At 48.0% G+C, this 19539-nt stretch carries 17 protein-coding genes, 1 tRNA gene and 1 riboswitch; of the genes, 16 read left to right on the top strand and 2 right to left on the bottom strand.

The window, feature by feature from the left end; genetic code table 11:
• Positions 1-21: 21 nt before the first annotated feature.
• The 7 genes from ACCC71_RS12365 (at position 22) to folK (ending at position 7032) form a co-directional block, all read left to right on the top strand.
• Positions 22-1644 carry a response regulator transcription factor gene (locus tag ACCC71_RS12365; RefSeq protein ID WP_434309930.1) on the top strand — a complete coding sequence of 541 codons (1623 nt, stop codon included), beginning with the start codon at positions 22-24 and terminating at the stop codon, positions 1642-1644.
• On the top strand, positions 1641-2639 hold the full coding sequence (locus tag ACCC71_RS12360; RefSeq protein ID WP_434309929.1) for a sensor histidine kinase: 999 nt from the start codon (positions 1641-1643) through the stop codon (positions 2637-2639). The genes ACCC71_RS12365 and ACCC71_RS12360 overlap by 4 nt, the downstream gene beginning before the upstream one ends.
• Positions 2632-3987 (top strand): hypothetical protein, encoded by a 1356-nt coding sequence (locus ACCC71_RS12355; RefSeq protein ID WP_434309928.1) that lies wholly within the window; start codon positions 2632-2634, stop codon positions 3985-3987. Before ACCC71_RS12360 ends, ACCC71_RS12355 begins: the two co-directional genes overlap by 8 nt.
• A 108-nt stretch (positions 3988-4095) precedes the next feature.
• Positions 4096-4192, top strand: a riboswitch (THF riboswitch).
• Between the two features lie 115 nt (positions 4193-4307).
• A complete protein-coding gene (folE, locus tag ACCC71_RS12350) occupies positions 4308-4865 on the top strand; it encodes a GTP cyclohydrolase I FolE (protein WP_434309927.1) in 558 nt (185 codons plus the stop codon).
• Between the two features lie 18 nt (positions 4866-4883).
• Positions 4884-5360: an HD domain-containing protein gene (locus tag ACCC71_RS12345; protein ID WP_434309926.1), complete on the top strand. Its 477-nt coding sequence runs from the start codon at positions 4884-4886 to the stop codon at positions 5358-5360.
• Positions 5361-5372: 12 nt separating this feature from the next.
• Positions 5373-6182 carry a dihydropteroate synthase gene (folP, locus tag ACCC71_RS12340; RefSeq protein WP_434309925.1) on the top strand — a complete coding sequence of 270 codons (810 nt, stop codon included), beginning with the start codon at positions 5373-5375 and terminating at the stop codon, positions 6180-6182.
• Between the two features lie 16 nt (positions 6183-6198).
• On the top strand, positions 6199-7032 hold the full coding sequence (gene folK, locus ACCC71_RS12335) for a 2-amino-4-hydroxy-6-hydroxymethyldihydropteridine diphosphokinase (RefSeq protein WP_434309924.1): 834 nt from the start codon (positions 6199-6201) through the stop codon (positions 7030-7032).
• 37 nt (positions 7033-7069) lie between these two features.
• Here folK and ACCC71_RS12330 read toward each other — a convergent pair whose 3' ends face one another.
• Entirely contained in the window at positions 7070-8161 is a 1092-nt protein-coding gene (locus ACCC71_RS12330; RefSeq protein ID WP_434309923.1) for a sensor histidine kinase, read from the bottom strand.
• A gap of 156 nt (positions 8162-8317) precedes the next feature.
• On the opposite strand from ACCC71_RS12330, the gene ACCC71_RS12325 reads away from it, so the two are divergent.
• Positions 8318-9232, top strand: a complete 915-nt coding sequence (locus ACCC71_RS12325; RefSeq protein ID WP_434309922.1) for a lysostaphin resistance A-like protein — start codon at positions 8318-8320, stop codon at positions 9230-9232.
• A gap of 8 nt (positions 9233-9240) precedes the next feature.
• Here ACCC71_RS12325 and ACCC71_RS12320 read toward each other — a convergent pair whose 3' ends face one another.
• The gene (locus ACCC71_RS12320; RefSeq protein ID WP_434309921.1) at positions 9241-10413 is read right to left on the bottom strand and encodes an AI-2E family transporter; all 1173 of its coding nucleotides are present in this window, start codon (positions 10411-10413) and stop codon (positions 9241-9243) included.
• 167 nt (positions 10414-10580) lie between these two features.
• On the opposite strand from ACCC71_RS12320, the gene ACCC71_RS12315 reads away from it, so the two are divergent.
• The 8 genes from ACCC71_RS12315 (at position 10581) to ltrA (ending at position 19465) form a co-directional block, all read left to right on the top strand.
• Positions 10581-10859: a GIY-YIG nuclease family protein gene (locus ACCC71_RS12315; protein WP_434309920.1), complete on the top strand. Its 279-nt coding sequence runs from the start codon at positions 10581-10583 to the stop codon at positions 10857-10859.
• A gap of 95 nt (positions 10860-10954) precedes the next feature.
• Positions 10955-11335, top strand: a complete 381-nt coding sequence (locus ACCC71_RS12310; protein WP_434309919.1) for a GntR family transcriptional regulator — start codon at positions 10955-10957, stop codon at positions 11333-11335.
• The gene (locus ACCC71_RS12305; protein WP_434309918.1) at positions 11332-12261 is read left to right on the top strand and encodes an ABC transporter ATP-binding protein; all 930 of its coding nucleotides are present in this window, start codon (positions 11332-11334) and stop codon (positions 12259-12261) included. Before ACCC71_RS12310 ends, ACCC71_RS12305 begins: the two co-directional genes overlap by 4 nt.
• Positions 12258-14474 (top strand): hypothetical protein, encoded by a 2217-nt coding sequence (locus ACCC71_RS12300; protein WP_434309917.1) that lies wholly within the window; start codon positions 12258-12260, stop codon positions 14472-14474. The genes ACCC71_RS12305 and ACCC71_RS12300 overlap by 4 nt, the downstream gene beginning before the upstream one ends.
• 528 nt (positions 14475-15002) lie before the next feature.
• Complete coding sequence (gene glmM, locus ACCC71_RS12295; RefSeq protein ID WP_434311858.1) at positions 15003-16352, top strand: phosphoglucosamine mutase; 1350 nt, start codon at positions 15003-15005, stop codon at positions 16350-16352.
• A gap of 2 nt (positions 16353-16354) precedes the next feature.
• Positions 16355-17419 (top strand): pyridoxal phosphate-dependent aminotransferase, encoded by a 1065-nt coding sequence (locus tag ACCC71_RS12290; RefSeq protein ID WP_434309916.1) that lies wholly within the window; start codon positions 16355-16357, stop codon positions 17417-17419.
• An 84-nt stretch (positions 17420-17503) separates the two neighbouring features.
• A tRNA-Gln gene (locus tag ACCC71_RS12285) sits at positions 17504-17575 on the top strand.
• 495 nt (positions 17576-18070) lie between these two features.
• Entirely contained in the window at positions 18071-19465 is a 1395-nt protein-coding gene (ltrA, locus tag ACCC71_RS12280; RefSeq protein WP_434309915.1) for a group II intron reverse transcriptase/maturase, read from the top strand.
• Positions 19466-19539: the final 74 nt, after the last annotated feature.

Raw genomic sequence — 19539 nt, 5'->3', positions numbered from 1 at the left:
GGGAAAAAAGGGAGGGAAAACATGTATCGGGCAATCATTGTGGACGATGAAAGAAAAATTTGCAATTTGATTTTAGAGTTAGGGGATTGGGAGCGTTTTGGGATTGAGGTGGCTGCCGTCTGCGCGGATGGGGAGGAAGGTTTAGCCAGGATTCAGGAACTGCATCCGGATATTGTTTTAACGGATGTTCGAATGCCGGTATACGATGGGCTTGAGCTGATTCGAAGGACCGAAGAATTGGGAATTTCTGCTGCATTTGTCATTATCAGCGGCTATAAATATTTTGAGTACGCCTATAGCGCGTTAAAGTATGGGGTAATTGATTATCTATTAAAACCCATCGACGCAAAGCAGCTAAACAGCGTTTTGGGAAAAATTGTGGAAATGCTGGATCGAAAGCGTCAAATGAATGATACGGAGACGGAGTTAAGGCAATTAAGCGAGCGAGTCGAATTGGGCCATCGGGCAAAAATGTTTGAGAATCTTTTCGATGAGGAACGAGAATTTCCTGCCACACAGGAACGATTGGAGAGCGTCTACCAAAAACATTTTTCTTATTCTTATTTTCAGGTCCTATTTCTTCGGACAGACCGGGATCTGCAGCAGGAGATCAACTTACTTTTGGCCCAAAAATTTCAGGAAGCAGTAAAGCGAATCTTTTTTGTGGAGGGAGCCTTCCATATCTGTCTGGAATCGGTAAACAAAGGAATCGGGGTTATTTTGAATTTTTCGGAACACGAGCCGGAAAGAATTCGCAACCGCCTAAGGACGCTGCTCTATGATCTGAAAGAGACCGTGGAATTATTTGGCGGCGCCTGGGTCAGCATCGGGGCTGGAAACGTTGTCGATTGTCTAGCTGATTTACAGAAATCAGCCAAGGAAGCATTCTTGGCTGAACAGGCCAGGCTAACGGTGGGAGCAAATCTGGTATTTGAGACGGAACGGTTAAATTTTTCCAGTATACGGGCCGATATGATGGTGACGGCCATGAAAAAAAAGGAGTTCGTCTCGCTGCTGGAAGCGATGGATTCGGATGGTATGGCTTCCTGGTTCGAGCGTTTGGACGAATTGCTCCGCCGGAAGCCCCCGGTGGCGCCGGCAGTTTTGCAGGAGGTGGGAACTCTTTTACTGACAGAGATGGAAGCCTATGCGGTATCCTGCGAGGCTGAGATGATTTTTAAAGAATTCCGGCCAGAGTGGGAACAAATTTGGGACCGGGAAGCTGGGGCTAACGCCGTATGGGATAGATTGAAATCTGTGAGCTGTCATTTTTTAGAGAGAGTTCGCCAGGAGAAAAGCAACAGGGAGGGATTGCCGATTCGCTTGGCAAAGGCGTATATAAACGAGCATTATGCAGAGCCGATTACGCTGGAGAAAACAGCGGAAGTGGTTGGCCTGAGCGCCGCTTATTTCAGCACGAATTTTAAAAAGTTTGAGAAGCGGACGTTTACGGATTATCTAACGGCAGTTCGGTTGGCCGCGGCGAGGGAGCTTTTGGTGACAACCCAGAAAACCAATTACGAGATCGCGCTTAGCGTAGGTTACGCGGATGACAAATATTTTTGCAAAGTATTCAAAAAGGAAGTGGGAATCCGCCCAGGAGAATACCGGAAGCTCTACTATAAAGGGGGAAAAGGGGTATGAAAAGTCAGCCGGATGATTGGTTTGATTGGTGCGCGTATGGCGTTCTTACGCTGGTGCTGACAGCTTTTATCCTATTTTTTATTCAGCGAAGGGAAGAACTTTTAGCTCTTTTGAATTTGTTTCTTTTTCTTCTGTGTCTAGTTCTTATGATGCGGTATTTGGATTTCCGAAAGGAAAAGAAGCTGTACGATGCGTTTTTTCACTGGTTGGAGCATGCGGATGGAGAGGACACATTTCCCCAGGAGTTAACGGAAAGTGTGGAGCGGATGCGCCGCTCTTTGAAACGGGAGACTTCCTATGAGGCCCTCCAGGCCAATATGGAATTTGCTGTATTGCAAAACCAGATTAATCCGCATTTTCTTTACAATACATTGGATGCGATTCGGAGCCAAGCCTTGGAAATTCACGCAGATGAAATTGCCGATATGACGGGAAAGCTATCGCGATTTTTCCGATATAGCATCCGAAATCAGGGGGATTTGGTGTCAGTAAGCCAGGAAATTGAAAATGTACAGGATTATTTTTCTATCCAACATTATCGGTTTGAGGATCGTTTTTCTCTTTCGATTCACTGTGAGGATGAAAGCTTGATGGGATATTATCTTCCGAAAATGACGTTTCAGCCGTTGGTAGAAAATGCCTTGTATCACGGATTGGAAAAGAAAAAGGGCAAAGGAAATATTCGAATTCGGATTGAACAAAACGGGACGCTGCTCCATGTGGTCATTTCCGATGACGGCGTTGGAATCGATGCGGCCCGTTTGGAAGAGCTAAACAGCCGTTTTTACAGCGGAACGCCTATGCCGGTACAGAATGAGAAAAAGACAGGCATTGCTTTAACTAATGTAAACCAGCGGTTGAAGCTTCTATTTGGCGAGCCTTGCGGCCTGCATATTACCAGTACGCAGGGGATGGGGACGGATGTGGAAGTCTTGATTCCATTGGTGGATGAGGAACGCCGGGGGCAATACCGAATGGGAGGGAAATATGGATGAATATTTGCGTTTAATGAATGTAAGGATATGTCCGGAAGATCCCAATATGGCAACCTTGGAAGGGTTTCACTTTTTTCTGCGTCATGGGGAGATTGTTTTTCTTTTAGGGGGCGTCTGGTCCGGGATGGCAGTGTTAAAAGGGATTTTGACAGGAGACTGTGAGATTGCCGGCGGGAGACTGTTTGTAGATGGCAGAGCCGTTGCAGCGAAAAATTTTGCAGCGGAACCGGTGATTTGTATCGATCCGGGGACCCATTTTTGCGAGAGCTTAACGGTGGAAGAGAACTTTCAGAGTATTTTAGGAAGGCCTGCGGGAAGCAGGCAGGATTTTCGCAGGCATTTGAAGCGGCAAATGATGGAGCTGGGTCTGCTGTGTGATGTGAATACGTTAGTAGGGGTTCTTTCTGGCATGGCGCAATGCCTTTTGTGGCTCGTGTTGGCTCGGCTAAAGGGAGCAAAACTGGTAATTTTTGACTGTGCGGAGAGCTCTTATAGCGAGCAGGATCAAGAAGGGTTAAAATCTGCTTTCCAAAAATTAAGGGAGTCTGGCTGCAGCGTGTTGATTTTAAGCCGGCTGCCGAACCTTTTTATGGGTATGGCGGATCGGGCGGCGCTGCTGCGAAACGGCAGTGTCCGGAAGATATTTTATCGTGAAGAAATCCAAGAGGAAACGGTTCTTTCATACTTAATGGGGTTGGAAGCTGTGCCAAGAGAGTTGGTATCTGCGCCTGTGTCAATGGAAGAGCCGGAATCTGGATTTTGCGGCAGATTTCCGATTCGAGAGGGCGAAATCTTGGGAATCTGTGATGTGGGCTGGAGCTTGGAAGAGCCGATGCCAATTTATATGACAGACTTTTTCGAAAAAAATGGATGGTCTTGGCCGACAGAGCTGGCTCCGAAAGATTTGGCTTATATCTCAGGAGAGAGTGAAGAAGAGCTTTTCCATGCTTTGTCTATAGGAGAGAATATTGCTTTGGTGGCCAGCCGTATTGTAAAGCCGCGGTTTGGCATCGTACCGGAGCGTATGAATCAGTTTTATCTCAGAGAATTTCAAAATCGATTTGAACTGGGGGAAGCTGTTTCCAGGGTGGAGGATCTAAGGCTTTTTGAGCGGAAATTGCTTTCCATCTACCGGTGGGCCCTGACCAGACCTCAGATATTGTTCTTGGAAAATCCTTTGCTGCGGATTCCTCTGGCAGAGCGGACGGTCTTGATCGAATATTTTCGTAGTCTGGCCGCCGATGGTTTTTTCTTGGTGATCCTGTCGAATACGCTGGAAAATTTAAAGGGGGTTTGCGATCGTGTGCTGTTGGCGGAGGACAAAACGGTAAAGCGAATTTTGCCTTGAAAAGCGGATGGAAATCAAAGCGCTATCGGCTTTGTTAAAAAAATGCGGATTACGTTAAGAAAAAGACTTGAACTTTTTACGGATTATGTTATACTACTCTTATATTTTTGCAAAATAGGATCTCATGCGTCAAGTGTTCTATGGATGGGGAGTTGCCATGGAAACGAAAAGCTTGTCTTGCGGTGTGGGGTCCGCACCCGTTGCAGTCATAAAGCTTGGTTTATCCACCTTGGAATTCCCCGTCTTCATAGCTGAAACGGGGGATTTTGTCTTCTGAGATGGAAGATGAGAAAGCCAAGAAGCGGAAAAGAGGCATTACAATGGTAGACAAAAAAAAGATTGAAGAGGCGGTTCGGCTATATCTGGAAGGAATTGGGGAGGACACCAGCCGGGAAGGTCTGCTGGAAACGCCGGAGCGGATTGCCCGCATGTGCGAGGAGATTTACGGTGGAATGGAGGAGGATGCGGATGTGCATCTGGCCAAACAATTTACCGTTGAAAATAATGAGATGGTGTTGGAGAAGGATATTACCTTTTATTCCATGTGCGAGCATCATCTGCTTCCCTTTTATGGAAAGGCGCATATTGCTTATATTCCAAATGGAAAGGTCGTAGGATTGAGTAAATTGGCGCGGACGGTGGATGTATTTGCCAGGAGGGCGCAGATCCAGGAAAAGATGACGGCGCAGATCGCCGATGCCATTGAGAGGAACTTGAATCCCCAGGGCGTTATGGTGATGGTGGAAGGGGAGCACACTTGCATGACCATGCGTGGAATTAAAAAACCTGGAAGCAAGACGGTTAGTACGGTAGTCCGCGGCGCTTTTCAGGGGAATTTTGAGTTGCAGAAAATGTTTATGGATATGGTAAAGGGCTGATTGGGCTTGGGAGGAACGATGGAACGGGTGAATCGAATTTGGAACCATCCGCAATACCAGGAGAATTTCCGGCTGCTTCTTTCGATGGAGGCGGACCGGAAATTTTGCCGTCATGGACTTCCCCATTGCCTGGATGTGGCAAGGCTTACGTGCCTCTACGAATGGGAGGCAGGCCGCAGGCCGGAGAAAGAACTGATTTATGCGGCGGCGCTGCTTCACGATCTGGGACGCGGCAGAGAATATCGGGATCAAGTCCCCCATGAGCAGGCGAGTATCGAGCAGGCGGAGAAGATTTTACCGGACTGTGGGTATTCCACAGAGGAGCAGAAACAGATTTTGGAATGGATTGGTTCTCATCGTGGGAGACAAAAACGAGACGGGACGGCTGCTTCTTTTTACCGGGCGGATAAGGAATCCCGAAACTGCTTCGCATGCCCGGCAGAGTCGGAATGTCATTGGGCGGATGAAAAGAAAAATAAGGGAATACTGGGATAAGGAGACTGTATTATGAAGATTGGAAAGAAAGAGTTTGACACAAAAAATCATAGATATCTCATGGGAATCCTGAATGTAACGCCGGATTCTTTTTCCGATGGAGGCAGGTGGAATCACTTGGACGCCGCCCTCGCCCATACGGAGGACATGATCAAAGAGGGCGCCGATCTGATTGACGTGGGCGGCGAGTCCACAAGGCCGGGTCACGAACAGATTACGGACGAAGAGGAAATCGCCAGGGTAACGCCGGTGATCGAGGCGATTCGCAGTCGATTTGACGTGCCGATCTCCATTGATACTTATAAAGGAAACGTGGCGGAGGCGGCGATCCAGGCGGGCGCTGATTTGGTCAATGACATCTGGGGATTGAAATACGATGAGCGCATGGCTGGAGTCATTGCCCGGCATGGAGTGGCCTGCTGTCTGATGCACAATCGGGCCGAGGCAAATTACCAGGAATTTATGCCGGAGTTATTGGAAGATTTGCGGGAGACGATCTTTTTGGCAAAAAAGGCGGGAATTGCCGAGGATAAAATTATGTTGGACCCAGGCGTTGGATTTGGAAAGACGAGGGAACAGAATCTGGAAGTGATCGGAAAGGTAGATCAGCTGCTGACTCTTGGGTATCCCGTATTGCTTGGCACGTCACGGAAATCCGTGATTGGATTGACCTTGGATCTTCCGACGGATCAGCGGTTGGAGGGCACCATTGCGACTTCCGTTATCGGTGTGATCAAGGGCTGCTCTTTCTTCCGCGTGCATGATATCAAGGAAAATCTGCGGGCGATTCGGATGACGGAAGCGATCCTGGCGCAGGGATAGAGGGGGAAAGATTCTTATGGATCAAATTCATATCAAAAATTTAGAAGTATATGCTTATCATGGTGTATTTCCAGAAGAAAATGTTCTGGGGCAGAGGTTTGTCATCACAGCCACTCTGTTTGTGGACACCTGGGAGGCCGGTCAGACGGACGAACTGTCAAAGTCGATCCATTATGGGGAAGTAAGCAAACGGATGAAGCATTACATGGAGACGCATACCCATAAGCTTTTGGAGAGAGTCGCGGAAGGGCTGGCGGAAGATCTGCTGGAAACCTATCCGCTTTTAGAGAAAGTCTGCCTGGAACTAAAAAAACCCTGGGCGCCGGTGGGCCTCCCGCTGGAAACGGTTTCCGTGGAGATCGAGCGGGGCTGGCATACGGCTTATATTGCGCTGGGTTCCAATCTGGGAGATAAGGAAGGATATCTTCAGTTGGCCGTTCAGGAATTGAAAAATACGAAAGGCTGTCGGGTAGAACAGGTTTCCTCTTTCCTGCGTACAGCCCCTTATGGGTATTTGGAGCAGGATGATTTCCTAAACGGATGCCTGCGGCTTCGGACCTGGCTGCCGCCGCTTATCCTTTTGGATCGCCTGCATGAAATCGAGCAAAAGGCAAATCGAGTGAGAGAGATTCACTGGGGTCCCAGGACATTGGATTTGGATATCATTTTCTATGACAACGAAATCATCGATCTGCCCCAGCTGACCGTACCTCACCGGGATATGCAGCGCCGGGATTTTGTCCTTTATCCGCTGGAAGAAATCGCCCCGTGGGCGCGCCATCCCGTGTTTGGAAAAACCGTGGCGGAACTGGCGGAAGAATACCGGGCGGCGCAAAAAACAGAACGATAATTGCGTTTCAGTGAAAGAAAAGCAAAATGAGGAAAGATCAGGATGTTTCTTCTAAAGGCAGTGTAAAGGAAAAAACAGCGCCGCGCTCATGATTTCTTGCCTCAATGGTTCCATCATGGGCGGCTACGATGGTTTTACAGATGGAAAGCCCAATCCCCATACCTCTGGAAGAGTCTCCGCTGTTGTTTTCATCCGAGCTGTATCCGTCAAAAATGGTGGAGAGACGGTTGGGGTCAATGCCAATACCATAATCATAGACAGAGAAGCGGACCAGGGATTCTTCCGTGGAGACCAGGCATTCGATCGGCTGCTCACTGTGAGAGTGGCGGATGGCATTTTCCATGAGATTGATTAAAACCTGTTCAATCAGAGTGGGGTCCATGGGAGCCAAGATCAGGTCGTCGGGCATGGAGACCGAGACGGCCGCAGTTGGAATTCTCTTTTTTAGTCTGGTAATCGCTTCGGCGATCACTTCCTCAACGGCTTCCAGGGATTTATTCACCTTGGTGGTGTTCTTATCGCTGATGCGGGTAACGGAAAGTAGATTTTCCACCATATTTAAGAGCCATTCTCCGTCTTCGTGGACGTTGCAGATCAACTGTCGTTTTTCTTCTTCACTGAGAGAGTGTTCGCTTTCCAGATAGGTAGCGCTGGCTCCGATAATGCTGGTAAGAGGGGTGCGCAGATCATGGGAGATGGCGCGAAGCAGATTGGCGCGCATCTTTTCCTTTTCTGCTTCCATCAACATTTTTTCCCTTTCCAGATTTAATTGGGTTTGTTCGGAAAGATGGGTCGTCGTGGTACTGGTAATCAAAGTGATAGCCAGCATACCGGCGAATGTGATGGGATATCCTTCCAAAGAGAAATTGAGTTCAAAAAATGGGGCGGTAAAGAAAAAGTTGATGGCGATGATTCCGACCACGGAGGCCGCGATTCCCCATAGATATCCTGTGGTGTTGCGGGCAATAATGACGATAACCAGCATGTAAAGAATGGCAATATTAACCGTGTTGTTGGCTAACGAATGATAAAGAAAAGAAAGCAGGGAGGCGATTCCCAGAAGTCCTACGGTGATGGTAAGATTTCGGAAGAGGTCTCCTTTTTCTGTTTTGGCTTTCGGTAAGAGCATGGCAATGTCTCCTTGTTAATGGAAGGTAAATGTAGTGTAACATGGAAGGGATGGAAAATCAAACGGTAATCTGCTAAGATATAGAGGAGAGGAATGTTTGGCGTAAACTTGGGGAAAATGCAAACAAAGTAGGCGTTTACCTGGTGGAGGAATGATATGCAGGAGTGGGAAATGGAACAAAGTCCAAAGGGGACGGCGCGGATTGCGGTAGGGTTTGCATGTATGCTCATTTTGAGCGTGATGGTTCAGCTGGGTTTTAGCTTTCTTTTGACTCAGTTTTGGCCGGAAGCGCTTACACAGGAGTGGGTTACTTGGGTGATGCTTTTTCTTCAGTATTTGGTAGGCATTCCAGTGGTGCTGCTTTGTGTACGGCGGGTGCCGGCAGTTCCGCCCAGAAAAAGGAAGATGCGCGGGAAGCTTTTAGCGGAGTATTTTATGGTCGGCTACGCTTTGATGTATATTGGGAGCCTGATCGGGCAGGGAATGAACTTTTTGGTTTCTCTTTTCCTGAATCGGAGAACGTTCAATGGGATTGAGGCGATCGTCACAGAATCCTCGGTCTGGCTGAATTTTCTCTTGATTTCTATTTTAGCGCCAATCATAGAAGAATTTCTATTTCGAAAAGTAATCATGGATCGCTTGCTGGCCTATGGAGAACGGGCGGCGGTACTGGTATCTGCCCTGATGTTTGGCCTGTACCACGGAAATCTGTATCAGTTTTTCTATGCCTTCTTGGTTGGCATCATTCTTGGCCTGCTCTATGCTAGAAGCGGACGCCTTGGGTATTCCATCGGATTTCATATCCTTTTCAATAGTCTCGGAAGTCTGGTTTCCGTGTTTATTTTGGAGAAGGATCTTTTGTGGCTGACGATGCTCAGCACGGTTTTGCTGTTGACCGTGGCGGCTCTTGGCGTAGTGTTTCTCATTGCCGACCGAAGATATTTTTGTCCCCGTTTGCCGGAGCAGGGAGGTTGGCAGCAAGGTTGGAAAAGACAGCTTCTGGGAAACAAAGGCATGATCCTGTTCTATCTATGCTGCGCAGGGTTATTTGCGTTTAATTTGGCTCTTTGACCAAAAGATTAGGAGTTTTCGGTTTCCTCCGGCGTGATTTTTTCCTTTAGTTTTCCATTGACGGCTTCCCGCATCAGGCAATAGAGTACCGAGCAGAGCGGGACGCCCAGCAGCATACCGAGGATGCCACCGGTGCTTCCTCCGATGGTAATGGCGGCTAAGACCCAGAGACTGGGAAGGCCGATGGATTTGCCGACTACCCGTGGATAAATCAGATCTCCCTCTAGCTGTTGCAAAACCATGATAAAGATTACAAACCAAAACGCTTTTACCGGGCTTTCCATAAAGATTAAAAGGACGCCCACCGCCGTGCCGAGAAAAGCTCCGATTACAGGAATCAGAGCCGTAAAGCCAACCAGAGCGGAAATCATCAAAGCATAGGGAAAAGAAAACAGCAGCATTCCCAGATAGCAGAGCAGGCCGATGATTACCGCTTCGATGCACTGGCCGGAAACAAAGCGGGAGAATACTTCATAGGACAGGGTGGAGAGGGAGAAAATCCGTTCCACCACATGTTCTGGCAAGACAGCCAGTAAAATTTTCTTCGTTTGATAGCTGAGGGTTTCCTTGCTGTATAGGATATACATGGCAAAGGTGAAGCCGAAGACAATGTTGACAAAAGAATGGATTACGGTGGCTGCCAAGTTGACGGCTCCACCGATGGCATCGGCAAAGGAGGCGTCTCCACGGGAAAAAAACGTGGTGACAAGTTCTTCTAGTTTGCCGGCATCCAATGTCAGATGGTTGAGCGATTCTAGAGAAATGCCCCATCTTCCTAAAAAGGAAATGGCAAATTCCTGGAAATCCTTTAGGTATCCGGGGAGTACTTGAGCCAGGGAGAGAGCCGAGGATTTTAACTGGGGCAGAATCAAAAACAAAAGCAGCAAAAGCAGACCAAAAAGAAGAAACACGCTGAGAACGATTGCCAGAACGCGCTGTATTCTTTGAAAAATCCGGTTGTCTTTCCAGGGCAGAGTCGGGAAAACCCGTTCTTCCAATGTGAGGAGGGGAACATTCAGCACAAAAGCAATGGCAAATCCAATGAAAAGCGGTGAAAATACCCCAAGGAGCCAGGAAAGACCGCGGGCCACGGCCCCCAGGTTTTGCAGGCTTACATAAAGTACAATGGCAAAACTGATAAGACCCATGAGAACACGGATCGTTTTACGATTGAATTCCAAAAAGATTCCCCTTCCTGTTTACTTTCCCGCCGCAGGCGGAGAATTTCGTTTCACGAAATTCTTTGTTCTCTACTGGTATGTTAGGCAGAATCAATAAAAATATGCAAAAAAGCGTGAAGATACAAGACAATAGGAACTGTGGGACGGACGGGAAGGAAGGCGCAGACATGTGTGAAAAAGCACGGCATACGGTCTACATCGTTCGTTGTGCGGACGGAACTCTTTATACAGGATGGACGACCCATCTTGCGGACAGGCTAAAGGCGCACAATGCAGGAAGCGGCGCCAAATATACCAGAAGCCGCCGGCCGGTGGAGCTGTTATATCAAGAGACATTTTCCACAAAATCGGAAGCATTGAAAAGGGAGTGCGCCATTAAAAGGCTGACGCGAACGGAAAAGCTGGCGTTAATTGAAAAAAATCCGTTGAAACTAAGAAACTCTTAAGAAATCAGCGGTTGTAATCAAATCCTCCATCTGGTATATTCTAAGTGTACTATATGAAATAATACACTTAGAATAGAAAAGGGAGGAGGAAGCGGATGTTTCAAATTGACGTCATGAGCCGGAAACCGGTATATGAACAGCTGGTGAATCAAGTGGAACGATTTATTTTGACAGGAATCATTCACCAGGACGATCAGATCCCATCCGTTCGCAGTCTTTCGGTGGAGCTGGCAGTCAATCCCAATACGATACAAAAGGCTTACTCGGAATTGGACCGCCGGGGCATTACTTATTCGGTTCCCGGGAAAGGGAGCTTTGTCGCGCCTGACGCGGTATGGCGGATTGGTGAGAGGAGGAGAAGCAAATTGAATGAATTTATTGCTTTGATCAGCGAACTGGCGTTAGCCGGTATTAAAAAAGAAGAAATTATCGCCTGTGTGGAGGAAGCATACCAGGAGAGGGAGGCGATCCAATGATCAAAGTGGATGGGCTTACGAAAAAGTTTGATGGTTTTACTGCTTTGAGCCAGATCTCTTGTACGATTCCCCATGGCTGCATTTACGGTATGGTGGGTTCCAATGGCGCTGGAAAGTCCACGTTTCTTCGCTTGGTCACGGGCATTTACCGCCCAGATTCCGGAAAGGTAGAGATAGACGGAGAGCCGGTTTATGAAAATCCGGCGAAGAAAGCAGAGATTGCATATGTTCCGGATGAGTTGTTTTTTCTAAACGGAGCCTCTATGGATCGGATGGCAAAGCTGTATGAGTCGATCTACCCAGCCTTTAACCGGAATCGGTATGGGTATTTGACGGAGACCTTTGGCTTAAATCCCAAGAAGCCGATCAGCAATTTTTCCAAAGGAATGAAGCGGCAGGCGGCGATTATACTGGCTCTATCTGCTCATCCCAAATATTTGTTTTTTGACGAGACATTTGACGGACTGGACCCGGTCATGCGAAATCTGGTAAAGTCTCTGATCTGCGAAGATGTTTTGGAACGGCAGGCCACGGCGATCATCACTTCTCATTCCCTGCGGGAGCTGGAGGATACCTGTGATCAGCTGGCGCTGCTTCATCAGGGCGGCCTGGTGTTGGAGAGCGATATCCAGAATCTAAAGACTTCCCTGTTTAAAGTCCAGGTAGCCTTCCATGAAACCTTCAATGAAAAACTGTTTGCCGGCATCGAGTTACTGCACTATTCCAAACGAGGTTCGGTGGCCAATTTGATCGTACGGGGACAGCAGGAAGAGACGGTGGCACAGATTGCAGCTCTGCATCCGGTTTTGCTGGATGTGCTTCCGCTGACTTTAGAAGAAGTATTTACCTATGAAATGGAGGCGTTGGGCTATTTCTTTGATCCCAGCGGCTATGGATTTGTGGAGGAAAAGGAGGTGAGGGCATGAAGAAAAACTGGTTTGACGTCCGGCTGTACCGGGAAGGGCTAAGGCAGCTTCGAGTCATTGGAATTTTAGGCTTGGTTGTGATGACCCTTGGCGGGATTTTAGCCCCGGTAGGAGAAGCGATCGACTATTCTTCCCGGATGGTGTTTCAAATGGAGGCGGCTGGAGAAGCGTTGACGGCAGCGAATCCGATTATGTTGACTTTGATGAGGGTGCATCCTTTATTGATTTTGGGGTTTCCAGTGCTGGCGCCAATGATGAGTTTGTATCTGTTTCATTTTTTGGACAGACGGAATGCCAGCGATTTCTATCATGTGATCCCCCATACCCGCAATTGCCTGTTTATGAGTTTGACAGCTGCTCTTTTGACCTGGCTTCTCGTTATTTTGTGGGGGTCCACGGCGCTTTGCATTCTCACGTGTAAATGTTTGGGAAAATACTTGGTATTGACGCAGGCGTCTGTCTTATCCCTGCTTTTTACCATGACGGCGGCCAGTCTTCTGGTAGCGGCCAGCGTGCTCTTAGCCATTAGCCTTACCGGTACGTTGTTTACCAATATTGTGGTGTCCTTGCTGATCATCTTTTTGCCGAGGACCATTCTTATGGTAGTTGGCACGTGCCTTCGGTCTGCCATGCCTTATGTCAGCACGGCGCATCTATTTCCCCTGGTGGACATTTCCTGGAATGTGATTACCGGAACGATTTTCGGTTGGCTTGACGGAACGATGACGCAAGTGGCATACAGTTACCCTGCGGGAATCTATACGCTGGCGTTGGCGGGGATTTATTTTCTGCTTGCCCGTTTTCTGTTTGTGCGCAGGAAAAGCGAGGCGGCCGGACAGGCGGCTCCCTCCAGAAAGCTGCAGGCGGTGTTTCGGTTGGCTGTCTCCATGACGATTTGCCTGATTCCGATCACCATTATTTTTGGGGCGATTCTGGAGAGCAGTATATCGAATTCTACATTATTTGGTGTGGCGGTTTGCTATCTGATCGCGATTCTGGCATATTTCATTTATGAGTTGATTGCCACAAAAAAACTGCGAAATCTGTCTGCGGCGATTCCAGGACTTGGGATTTTAGCAGCCTTGAACATCGTTTTCATTTTTGGCATGTTTGGTATCTATCGGTTTACGGAAGCACAGCAGCCTAGCGCCGAGGAGATCTCCTATGTCCGGGTGCTGCCGGAAGATGAGTCGATCTTTTTTGTTTCTTCTTATTACAGTGAAGAGAGCAGAACCGACTATTTCAGCGCTTATCTGGAAGATATCCGTTTGGATTCCCCAGAAATCAAAGGATTGGTTAGCGAGCGTCTTGGCCAAACCATCCGGCATTACAAGGACCGCTCCGGCAATGGGAGCATTGGCAGCCTTTTTGGAAGCAACCGCGTCAGCCTTCGTCTGGTTGGGATTTGCAGCGGAAGCCGGACCATATATCGAAATATTTATTTGACGGAAGCGGACCAGCAAGTCTTGATGGAAGAGTATAAGAAAAAAGAGGAAGTCCGCACGCTGTTTTCCAATCTGCCTGAAAATGACAAGAAAGAGGTTATCGTAAGATCGCAGAATGGGCTTTCGGACGCAGCCGCCGGCCGGATTTATGAGGTGATGCGGGGGGAAGTCGCAGAGATGGATTTTGAAGAGTGGTATACTCTGGTGAGAGGATTGGAGAGCGGCGGGGATACGACGGTATCTTCTCTGGGGCTGGAAGCATATAAGGGAACAGAACCGCTTTACGGAACTTTGCCGATTTCCACGAAGATGCCGCGGACCTTTGCACAGTATATCAAGGAATATCAGGAAGTGAATCCGGATGCGCAGGAAATCGCTGAGGCGCTAAAAAGTCAGGACTTTATTGTGACGGATGCCTACGCCAGAGGATTTCAGGACGGTGCGGATCGTTTTTCTGCCAGCGTCGCCTTTTCGATTAATCCGTATGATCCCTATGTAGAAGGAATGGATGATGAAATGGCGGAGAGCGGTGAGGTACAGGATTGGGAAGACAGCCGTATCTTTGGCAGGCAGCTGGGGGAACTGATCGATCAGGCCGCCGGAAAGGAGATTGAAGCGGATGGCGATTTTATTCTGTTTCAAGTTACCTATTATTCCGGCGAGGAAGATTATCGCTATGCAGAATTTTATTTGGCGGCGGAGGAAGAAGATCTTCCGGATTTGATGCAGGAGCATATCCGCTGGAACGAGGACGAAAAGCTGCAATAAATTTTACTAAACATACAGGGAGCGGAGGCAAAAGGCCGACGCTCCTTTTTATTGGACTTGATTCGGATGTTAAGGGCCCTGTATGAAAACATATCGGAATATTTTGTAGGGTTTCGGAGCAAGTACTTCTAGGATTCCGGCAATTTGTGAAAAGCATGAACAAAAATAAGAAACTTGCTGCGCTCAAACAGTCTTATTTTTGTTCATAAGACAAATTCCCGGAATCGAAGAAGTACTAACGCTCCTGCAAATACAAAATATTCCGATATGTTTTCATACAGGGACTTTAACACCTGATTCTGATCCAATAAAAATCGCTCCGCCTAAAACATGAAGCGGCTGAGACGGGAATAACATAGAGAAACAGAACCGTTCAGAGGTTGACACATGGAAAAAAACAGCGAGCGAAAACAAGAAGAACAGGCAAGTTTGGTTGCGAAGAATGACGGTTTGTGCTATACTGTCACCGAATCAGGTGTGAAAACCGGTAGATTTCCGGGGGACGCCTTTTTGGGAGGAACCACTTTTATGGGAAAATATTTTGGGACAGATGGTTTCCGCGGAGAAGCCAATGTAAATTTGACGGTGCAGCACGCATTCCAGATCGGCCGCTTTCTGGGATGGTATTATGGGAGAGATCATAGATGTAAAGTAGCGATTGGAAAAGACACCAGACGAAGCAGCTATATGTTTGAGGATGCTCTTTCGGCTGGCTTTACGTCTTCCGGAGCCGATGTGTATCTCTTGCACGTGACCACGACGCCCAGCGTAGCCTATGTGGTCCGGACGGAAGAAGACTTTGACTGTGGGATTATGATTTCTGCCAGCCACAATCCTTTTTATGACAATGGAATCAAGATTTTAAATAGCCGTGGGGAAAAATTAGAAGAAGCAGTGATCGAAGAGATTGAACGCTATCTGGACGGGAAAATGCCGGAAGCCCCTCTGGCAAGAAGAGAAGAGATCGGTTGTACCGTTGATTATGCGGCCGGGCGAAACCGTTATATCGGTTATCTGATTACCTTAGCGACCCGTTCTTTTAAAAACAAGCGCGTTGGCCTGGATTGCGCCAATGGCAGCGCCTTTACCATTGCAAAGAGCGTTTTTGACGCGTTGGGTGCAAAGACTTATGTGATTCATAACGATCCGGACGGAACCAACATCAACCGGGACTGCGGCTCTACCCATATCCATGTGCTGCAGGAATTTGTAAAAGAGCATCAGCTGGATGTCGGGTTTGCCTTTGACGGGGATGCGGACCGCTGTATTGCCGTCGATGAACAGGGAAATGTTGTGGACGGGGATTCGATCCTCTATGTCTGCGGAAAGTATATGAAAGAAAAAGGCCAGCTGGCAAACAATACCATCGTCACTACGATTATGTCAAACTTTGGTCTCTACAAGGCTTTGGAGGAAGCAGGCATCGATTACGTCAAGACGGCGGTCGGAGACAAATACGTCTATGAAAATATGCAGGAAAACGGCCATCGGCTTGGGGGCGAGCAGTCCGGTCATATTATTTTTAGCAAGTACGCCTCCACTGGCGATGGAATTTTAACTTCTTTAAAGATCATGGAAGTGATCCTGGAGATGAAGCAGCCTCTCAGCAAACTCTGCGAAGAGTTAAAGATTTATCCCCAGGTACTGAAGAATGTTCGCGTGGAAAGTAAGCCGGATGCGCAAGGCGATCCGGATATGCAGGCGAAAGTGCTGGAGGTGGCGGAAGCGCTCGGCGGCGAAGGCCGGATTTTAGTTCGCGAAAGCGGCACGGAGCCTGTGATTCGTGTGATGGTGGAAGCGCCGGATTATGCGACTTGCGAGCGGTATGTGGACTCGGTGATCGAGGTTTTGAAATACAAAGGACATGTAAAGGAGTAATGATGAAGCCCTGGATGAAAAATGTGCGCCAGGTGGAACCCTATGTGCCGGGGGAACAGCCGAAGGCGTTTGATGTGACAAAATTAAATACCAATGAAAATCCGTATCCTCCGGCTCCGGGGGTAATCGAAGCATTCCAGTCGATTCAGGCGGATGCGCTGCGCCGCTATCCCGACCCTTCCTGCAGCATTTTGACGGAAGCGTTGGCGAAATTTTATCATGTCGGAGCAGATCAGGTTTTTGTGGGAGTTGGTTCCGACGATGTATTGGCCATGGCGTTTCAGACGTTTTTTAATTCCGAAAAGCCGATTTTATTTCCGGATATTTCCTATGCCTTTTATCCGGTCTGGGCGGAGCTGTTTGGAATCCCTTATGAAAAACAGCCGTTAGATGAAGAATTCCGTCTGGTGAAGGAGGATTACTGCAAGCCCAATGGCGGAATCGTATTTCCCAATCCCAATGCGCCCACGTCGATTTTGGAGCCGGTTTCTTTCGTGGAAGAGATTGTCTCCCGCAATCCGGAGAGCGTGGTGATTGTGGATGAAGCCTATATTGACTTCGGGGGAGAATCTGCGTTGCCTTTGGTGGACCGGTACGACAATTTGCTGATTGTGCAGACGTTTTCCAAGTCCCGTTCGTTGGCGGGGATGCGGATTGGTTTTTGCATCGGCAGTCCGGAGTTGATTCAGGCGCTCCAATCCGTCAAGTACTCCTTTAATTCCTATACGATGAATGAGGCGGCATTGGTCCTGGGTGCGGAAGCTTTAAAGGATGAAACGTATTTCCGGGAGACTTTGAAAAAGATTGTGGATACCCGTGCGGAAGCGGTAAAGCGGCTGCAGACGTTGGGATTTACCGGCCCTGCGCCCATGGGAAATTTTCTCTTTGTGACTCATGAAAAGATTCCGGCCCGCACCCTTTTTACGGATTTGCGGAAGGAAAATATTTTCGTCCGTTACTTTGATAAGCCGCGGATTGACAATTATTTGAGGATTACAGTGGGAACGCCGGAAGAGATGGAACGTCTCTATCAATTTTTAGAAAACTATTCGAAAGAAAAGCGGTAACAGGGAACAGATTTTTGAAAAAAGTTGAAATTAGGTCTTGCCAAATGGAAAAGGATGCGCTATAATAACTATCGCTGTGAGCGATGGGCTATCGCCAAATGGTAAGGCAACGGACTCTGACTCCGTCATTTCAAGGTTCGAATCCTTGTAGCCCAGCGATAGAAAACCCTTGTAATTTCTTACAAGGGTTTTTCTTTGCTCAAGTGCGCCCAGCGGCGCACGTTTCTAACGGGTTAAAGTCCCGAATCCGCCCGGTAGTGGGAAGGATATAGCCGAAGGCAAGGGTGTCCATCGTGAGGTGGAATCTGAAGGAAGCCGGATGTGGGGAACCTACTAACCCGCGGGCAAATCTCTGGTCTGACGAACAGAAATCACATATGAGGTTATGCATGAGGGTAAGGCTGCTTACCAAGTCGAAGCCCAATAACTACACGGAATCATGCATGATAAATGAGGCAGATGGATGGAGAGGAGGAAACGTGTGGTACCTGGGGAGGTCTGTGCGGTATGCCTTGAAAGAGGTAACCATTGCTTAAGGCAATGCTGAACGCACAGAAGTCAGCAGAGGTCATAGTAGTGAAGTTTTTTTTTCATGAAGGACCGAATCAGTGGGAGTCTTGAGTATGACCGGGAAAGGAGGAATGACTGTATATGACAGAAAACTTGGAAAACAATGGCTGTCCGCAAAGAGACAGTGCGGAACACGAAGGGTATGCGGAAGCGTCAAGGTCATTCAATCGGATATGGAAAGAAAGAGACAGTGCACAGCCAAAGCTCTTGGAAGCGATACTACATAAGGATAACGTCAACAGAGCGTATAAGAGAGTGAAGGCAAACAAGGGGGCGCCAGGAATCGATGGGATGACTGTCGAGGAAGCGCTTCCGTACCTAAAGGAACATCAACAGGAGCTGACCGACCGGATTTACAGGGGGAAGTACACTCCGTCTCCAGTGAGACGTGTTGAGATTCCGAAACCGGAAGGTGGTGTGCGAAAGCTTGGCATACCAACCGTGATAGACCGAACACTCCAACAGGCAATAATGCAACAGTTAGTGCCAATCTATGAGCCATTGTTTGCGGACGGCAGTTTCGGGTACCGCCCGAACAGAAGCGCAAAAGAAGCGATACTAAAAGTGAAAGAGTATGCAGAGCAGGGCTGTACATTTGCGGTAGTCCTGGACTTATCGAAATACTTCGACACAATCAACCACGAAATACTTATCAATCTTTTGCGGAAGAATGTAAAGGACGAGCGTGTAATACAGCTGATTAAACGCTACCTGAAAAGTGGAATAATGGAGAACGGAGTGGTCATCGACACAGAGGAAGGCTCGCCACAGGGAGGAAATTTATCTCCGTTACTAGCGAATATCTACCTCAACGAGTTCGACCAGGAGTTCTTAAATAGAGGTGTTCCGTGCGTTCGATATGCAGATGACATTGTGCTTCTCGCAAAGAGCAAACGGGCATCAGAAAGACTTTTGGAAAGCAGTACAAAGTACCTTGAGGAAAAGCTGAAATTAACAGTCAACCGGGAGAAAAGTCGCACTGTGAGCGTGTTTGCAATCCGAAATTTTAAGTTTCTTGGTTTTGCATTGGGAAGGAACGGGAGCGGCATTTATGTCCGGGTTCATGCAAAGTCATGGAAGAAGTTTAAGACGAAGCTGAAAGATTTATCTTCCCGTAAATCGGTACAGTCCATTAAGCCAAGCCTTGAGAAAATCAAGGTATTTGCGAGGGGATGGCTAAACTATTACGGAATAGCGAGCATGAAGAACAACATAGATGACATTAACGGATGGCTCTATCACAGAATACGTATGTGTATATGGAAACAATGGAAGAAACCAAAGACAAAAGTGCGAAACCTAATCAAGATGGGGTTGGAGAAGGATTTGGCATGGCAGGCGGGAAACAGTCGCCGAGGCTATTGGTTCACCACACATACAGTTGCCATAAATATGGCAATGACAAAAGAAAGACTGATAAACAGTGGCTTTTATGATTTAGCCACCGCCTATCAGTCAGTGCACGTCAACTATTGAAAGCGCCGGATACGAGAACCGTATGTCCGGTGCTGTGAGAGGACGGCGGCTAGTCACCGCCTCCTACTCGATTA

The sequence above is a fragment of the Hominifimenecus sp. rT4P-3 genome (genome assembly GCF_051055405.1).
GTDB lineage: Bacteria > Bacillota > Clostridia > Lachnospirales > Lachnospiraceae > Pseudolachnospira.
Note: the sequence above shows the minus strand (reverse complement) of the source record. Positions and strands in the feature narration are given on the sequence as shown.

Bases quoted from the DNA above. Each gene is read 5' to 3' on its own strand.
- ACCC71_RS12365 (WP_434309930.1), top strand. From the start codon at position 22: ATGTATCGGGCAATCATTGTGGACGATGAAAGAAAAATTTGCAATTTG.
- ACCC71_RS12360 (WP_434309929.1), top strand. From the start codon at position 1,641: ATGAAAAGTCAGCCGGATGATTGGTTTGATTGGTGCGCGTATGGCGTT.
- ACCC71_RS12355 (WP_434309928.1), top strand. From the start codon at position 2,632: ATGGATGAATATTTGCGTTTAATGAATGTAAGGATATGTCCGGAAGAT.
- folE (WP_434309927.1), top strand. From the start codon at position 4,308: ATGGTAGACAAAAAAAAGATTGAAGAGGCGGTTCGGCTATATCTGGAA.
- ACCC71_RS12345 (WP_434309926.1), top strand. From the start codon at position 4,884: ATGGAACGGGTGAATCGAATTTGGAACCATCCGCAATACCAGGAGAAT.
- folP (WP_434309925.1), top strand. From the start codon at position 5,373: ATGAAGATTGGAAAGAAAGAGTTTGACACAAAAAATCATAGATATCTC.
- folK (WP_434309924.1), top strand. From the start codon at position 6,199: ATGGATCAAATTCATATCAAAAATTTAGAAGTATATGCTTATCATGGT.
- ACCC71_RS12330 (WP_434309923.1), bottom strand. From the start codon at position 8,161: ATGCTCTTACCGAAAGCCAAAACAGAAAAAGGAGACCTCTTCCGAAAT.
- ACCC71_RS12325 (WP_434309922.1), top strand. From the start codon at position 8,318: ATGCAGGAGTGGGAAATGGAACAAAGTCCAAAGGGGACGGCGCGGATT.
- ACCC71_RS12315 (WP_434309920.1), top strand. From the start codon at position 10,581: ATGTGTGAAAAAGCACGGCATACGGTCTACATCGTTCGTTGTGCGGAC.
- ACCC71_RS12310 (WP_434309919.1), top strand. From the start codon at position 10,955: ATGTTTCAAATTGACGTCATGAGCCGGAAACCGGTATATGAACAGCTG.
- ACCC71_RS12305 (WP_434309918.1), top strand. From the start codon at position 11,332: ATGATCAAAGTGGATGGGCTTACGAAAAAGTTTGATGGTTTTACTGCT.
- ACCC71_RS12300 (WP_434309917.1), top strand. From the start codon at position 12,258: ATGAAGAAAAACTGGTTTGACGTCCGGCTGTACCGGGAAGGGCTAAGG.
- glmM (WP_434311858.1), top strand. From the start codon at position 15,003: ATGGGAAAATATTTTGGGACAGATGGTTTCCGCGGAGAAGCCAATGTA.
- ACCC71_RS12290 (WP_434309916.1), top strand. From the start codon at position 16,355: ATGAAGCCCTGGATGAAAAATGTGCGCCAGGTGGAACCCTATGTGCCG.
- ltrA (WP_434309915.1), top strand. From the start codon at position 18,071: ATGACAGAAAACTTGGAAAACAATGGCTGTCCGCAAAGAGACAGTGCG.